Source organism: Tardiphaga sp. (assembly GCF_028290495.1).
Taxonomy (GTDB): domain Bacteria; phylum Pseudomonadota; class Alphaproteobacteria; order Rhizobiales; family Xanthobacteraceae; genus Tardiphaga.
On sequence record NZ_JAQGJT010000031.1, the window covers coordinates 1 to 4,912 of the forward strand.

The following is a 4,912-nucleotide window of genomic DNA, read 5'->3' on the forward strand; positions in this document are numbered from 1 at the left end:
GGTTGCAGGGCGTGCTCATCAACGACAAGCACATCGAAGTGATTGTTCGTCAGATGCTGCAGAAGGTCGAGATCACCGATCAGGGCGATACCGACATGATCTCGGGCGAACAGATCGACAAGATCGAGTTCGACCAGCTCAATGCCCGCGCCAAGGAAGAAGGCAAGAAGATCGCGACCGGAACCCCTGTGCTGCTCGGCATCACCAAGGCGAGCTTGCAGACCCGTTCGTTCTTCTCGGCGGCGTCGTTCCAGGAAACCACGCGCGTGCTCACCGAAGCTGCCGTCAACGGCAAGGTGGATCCGCTCGAAGGCCTCAAGGAAAACGTCATTGTCGGCCGTTTGATCCCGGCCGGCACCGGTGCCTCGATGGCGAAGATCCGCGAAGTCGCAGTCAAGCGCGACAAGATGATCCTCGACGAGCGCGAAAAGCAGGCGACGATCGTTCCGGACGCTCCGGAAGCCGAAACGTTGATGCTGCCGCCCGCCGAGTAATCGGAAGCGACATGAACAGGAAGAGGCCGGCGCAAGCCGGCCTTTTTCGCGTCTGGCGTGTGCTGCAATGCAGGGTCGCTTTCTGTTCATCTTTCCTTCAGCTGAAAAATGATTTTATCTAGAGTTGCTTAGTGCGAGATGGGAGTGGGGCTGCAGCCCTGCGCCCGCATCGATTTCGCTATGCCGGGAATCCCGTTACACCGAACATTGCCGAAGCTTGCCGCGGGGCGAATACGGCGCGTGAAAGAGACCGATGCTTGATCTTGCAATTGTTGGTGGTGGTCCGGGCGGCCTGATGAGCGCCTGGTATCTCAAGAAGAAGCTCGGCGATCTCTGCCGCATCACCATCTATGAAGCGTCCGACCGCGTCGGCGGCAAGATTCTGACCAAGAAATTCGACACCGCGCCGGCGATGTACGAGGCCGGTGTCGCTGAAATCTACGATTACTCGATGACCGGGCCGGACCCGCTGCGCGAGCTGATCCAGCATTTCGGCCTGCAGACCATTCCGATGGACGCCGAGCAGGTCATGCTCGACGGCGAACTGCTCAACGACGTGCCGGGCATGCGCCGCAAATACGGCGATAAGACCGCGAACGCGATCGAGGCATTCCGCAAGCGCTGCGCCAACATGGTGTCGCCGATCGAGTATTACGAAGGCGTCGGCGCCCATGACAACGAGCATCCCTGGGTCGGCATCACCTGCGAGGAATTGCTCGACAGGGAGGTCTCCGACCCCACCGCCAAGCGCTTCCTCAAGGTGATGGCGCGTTCCGATATCGCTACCGAGAGCCACAACACCAACGGTCTCAACGCGCTGAAGAACTTCGTGATGGATGTCGACGGCTATATCGGCCTGTATTCGATCCAGAACGGCAATGAGCAGCTGATCAGTTGCCTGCATTCGGAAGTCGAGGCCGACATCCAGCTCAATCACCGTGTCCTCAAGGTCGGCAAGACCGAGGCCGGCCGCTACCAGCTCGACATGATGAACGGCAAAGGGCCGGAGACGCGCGATTTCGACCTGGTGCTGGTGTGCCTGCCGCATTCCTGGCTATCGACGATGCGCTGGGGCGGCGAGCAGCTGCGCAAGTCGATGGTCAAGCACGTCGCTTATTTCGATCGCCCGGCACATTATCTGCGCGTCTCGATCCTGTTCGATACGCCGTTCTGGGGCAAACAGATCCCCGGCGCCTGGTTCATGTCGGAGGCGTTCGGCGGCTGCTGCGTCTACAATGAAGGCGCGCGCCACGATGTCGGCAAGCATGGCGTGCTGAACTGGCTGATCGCCGGCTCCGACGCTCTCGCTTTCGCCAACCTCAACGACGAGCAGTTGATCGATGCGGCGCTGAAGTCGCTGCCGGCGTCGCTGGGCGATGCGCGTGCGCATTTCCTGGAGGGCAAGACCTATCGCTGGCTGTCGTCGGTCAACGCGATTCCCGGCGGCCTGCCGGCGCGCGATGTCATGACCAACCACCGGCCGGAGCCCAAGGAACATCCCGGCATCGTCGTGGTCGGCGATTATCTGTTCGACTCCACGCTGAACGGCCTGCTGGATTCCTCCGACGCCGCCACCGACATCATTCTCACCGAGATGATGCGGCTGCGCCGCGCGCAGGGCGACGGCGGCGCCGTCACCTCGGACAAGATCGATCGCGATTACTTCGAGAACTATCGCGGCGTCGGGCCCTACAACGAGGTGTGGAGCCGATTCACCGATCCCTTCTATCTGATGAACCTCATCAAGATCGTCTGGAACAGGGCCAAGGGCTACAAGATCCTGATCGCAGGCTCGGCCAGCGGCGAACTGGTCGGCGCGCTGCGTGAGCGCGGCATCGACGCCTGGGGCATCGAGAACAACAAGGCTGTTCACGCCAAGACGCCAAAGGCGCTGAAGAAGTTCAACCAGCTCGGCTCTGTGACCGATCTGCCGTTCAAGGACGAGCAGTTCGATTTCGTGTTCGAGACCTGCCTGTGCCACGTCGCCGAGAAGCAGGTCGCCAAGGCCGTCCGGGAGCTCAACCGCGTGGTCAAGACCGGCGTGGTGTTTGGCTCCGTGACCTCCGACATGGCGCCGGCGCTGATCGACCGCTACGACCTGCTGCGCGGCGTCAAGAAGCTTGGCACCTGGTGGGAGTGGTCGGAATTGTTCTTCAGCAACGGCTTCGACCTCTCGATGCACCGCCGCGACTGCACCGAGGCGCTTTGGGAGGCCACGCTGGCCGCCGGCCGCGGCCCCGGCCACTGGTACGCCGACGCCGACAGCCTGCGCTATTCGTTCTTCGACAAGGTGGACAGCGACGACTGAGCGGCACGTGCCGTGGTGCCGGCGGGGGAGCGGCAGACTTCTCAGGCTGTCGTCCCCGCGTATGCGGGGACCCAGTAAACGCAGGCGTCGCGGCTTCATCTCCTGCACCTGCGTTTACTGGCTCACCCACAACAAGCCGGGCGACGACAGCAGAGCGTAGGGCGCCGTCGGAGCGCGACGCGCAGCTGGAACAGCTCTCCTCGGAATCCGCGCCCGTTGCTTTGCCGAGTGCATTCTGATTGCGTAAGATCATCCCGGTGGCGGCCCACGCCGCGGCAGTGATTCTTGCGGTCGTACGACCGTGCAGCAACGGTTTGTTTTATGGCGTCCAGGCCACCCTCAAAGCCACCCTCTGACCAGGCGCCCCCGAGCGAGCCGGCATCGCCGCTCGATGACAAGATTGCGCTGCCGGTCGGTGCGGTCGCCACGCCGGCGCCCGGCAATAAGCCGCTGCTGGCCAAGGGGCCGGTTACGGACAAGCCGGTCAAGTGGAAGCCCGTCGATGACGAGGATGACGACGACGAGGATGATGAATTGGACGATGATGAGGATGACGAGGATCTCGTCGTCTTCACCGCACGCGAGGCCGCCGGCGCGCTCGGCACCATGTACGCGTTCACCCGGCCGTTTCTGAAAAACTACCGGCGCATGCTGGCGATCGTCGGCTTCGGCGTGGTGGTGGAGACGTTGTTTAACGTCATCATGCCGCTCAGCCTGAAATATCTGATCGACGACGCGCTCGGCGAAGAGGATTTCGACGCGCTGATCGTGATCCTTTCGGTGCTGGCGGCGGCCGGCATCATCACCTCGATCGTCGCCATCTGGTACGAGCGCTGGGACGCCCGGCTGGCGGGCTCGTTGATTTCGGACGTCCGCGTGCGATTGTTCGAGCACATCCAGAACCTGCCATCGGCCTATTTCGCGCGCACCAAGCGCGGCGAGATCCTGTCGCGGTTCTCGATCGATCTGGCGGCTTATGAGTCGGCGATCAAGACCTTCGCCAACAGCGCGCTGCTGCCGTTCCTGGAACTGATCGCCGGCATCGTGCTGATGCTGTATCTGAACTGGCAGCTGGCCGCCGTGGCGCTGCTGGTGTTCCCGATCACGCTGATCGGCCCGCGCATTCTCACGCCGAAGGCGGTGCAGGCCAATTACGACCAGAAGATCACTGAATCCTCACTGCTCGGCATGGTGCAGGAAAACGTCGCCGCGCAGGCCGTGGTGAAGGCGTTCAGCCTGCAGCGCCGTACGCTCGGCTGGTTCCGGCTGCGCAACAACGAGGCCCGCGACCGCATCGCCGCCGCGACGTTCCTGTCGACGATGGTGGAGCGCTCGGTCACCATCTCCGTGCTGCTGCTGCATTTGGTGGTGCTGGCGATCGGCGCCTATCTCGCCACCAAGGGCCAGATTACCGTCGGCACCTTCGTCACTTTCGAGAGCGCGTTCTGGGAGGTGTCCTACAACATCGCCCACGTCATGCACTTCATTCCGGTATCGATCCAGTCGGCCGCCGCTGTCCGCCACATCAACGAGATGCTGGACGAGCCGACCCGCGGCGCCGACCGGGCAGGTGCCCCGGACCTGCCGCGCATCGTCAACGACATCACCTTCGACCACGTCACCTTCCAGTACGAAGGCAGCCAGGCGCCGGTGCTGGACAATCTCAGCCTCAAGCTGAAGGTCGGCAAGACGATCGCCATCGTCGGGCCCAGCGGCTCCGGCAAGAGCACGCTGCTCAACCTGATCCTGCGCCTTTACGTGCCGAACGAGGGCAGGGTGACGATCGACGGCGTCGATATCCGCAAGGTGACGCGGGAGTCTCTGCGCTCCAGCATGGCCGTCGTGTTCCAGGAGAACATGCTGTTCAACATGTCGATCCGCGAGAACATCCGGCTCGGCAAGGAAGGCGCCAGCGACGAAGAGGTCACGGAAGCCGCGCGCAAGGCCGAGATCCACCGCTACATCATGAGCCTGCCGCAGAAATATGACACCCCGGTCGGCGAACGCGGCGATACGCTGTCGGGCGGCCAGCGCCAGCGCATCGCGATCGCGCGCGCGATCATCCGCAACCCTTCCGTCCTGCTGCTCGATGAAGCGACGTCCGCGCTCG

The 4,912-nt window shown here is 62.8% G+C and carries 2 protein-coding genes and 1 pseudogene; all 3 read left to right on the top strand.

All coding sequences use genetic code 11. The features are described 5' to 3' along the window. A pseudogene (locus tag JWQ24_RS05950) lies at positions 1–494 on the top strand (DNA-directed RNA polymerase subunit beta'); the annotation flags it as partial. 253 nt (positions 495–747) lie between these two features. Then, on the top strand, positions 748–2,802 hold the full coding sequence (locus JWQ24_RS05955; RefSeq protein WP_299805586.1) for an FAD-dependent oxidoreductase: 2,055 nt from the start codon (positions 748–750) through the stop codon (positions 2,800–2,802). Positions 2,803–3,123: 321 nt separating this feature from the next. Continuing rightward, positions 3,124–4,912: ABC transporter ATP-binding protein (locus JWQ24_RS05960; protein ID WP_299805588.1), on the top strand; the 1,789-nt coding region annotated here is incomplete at its 3' end.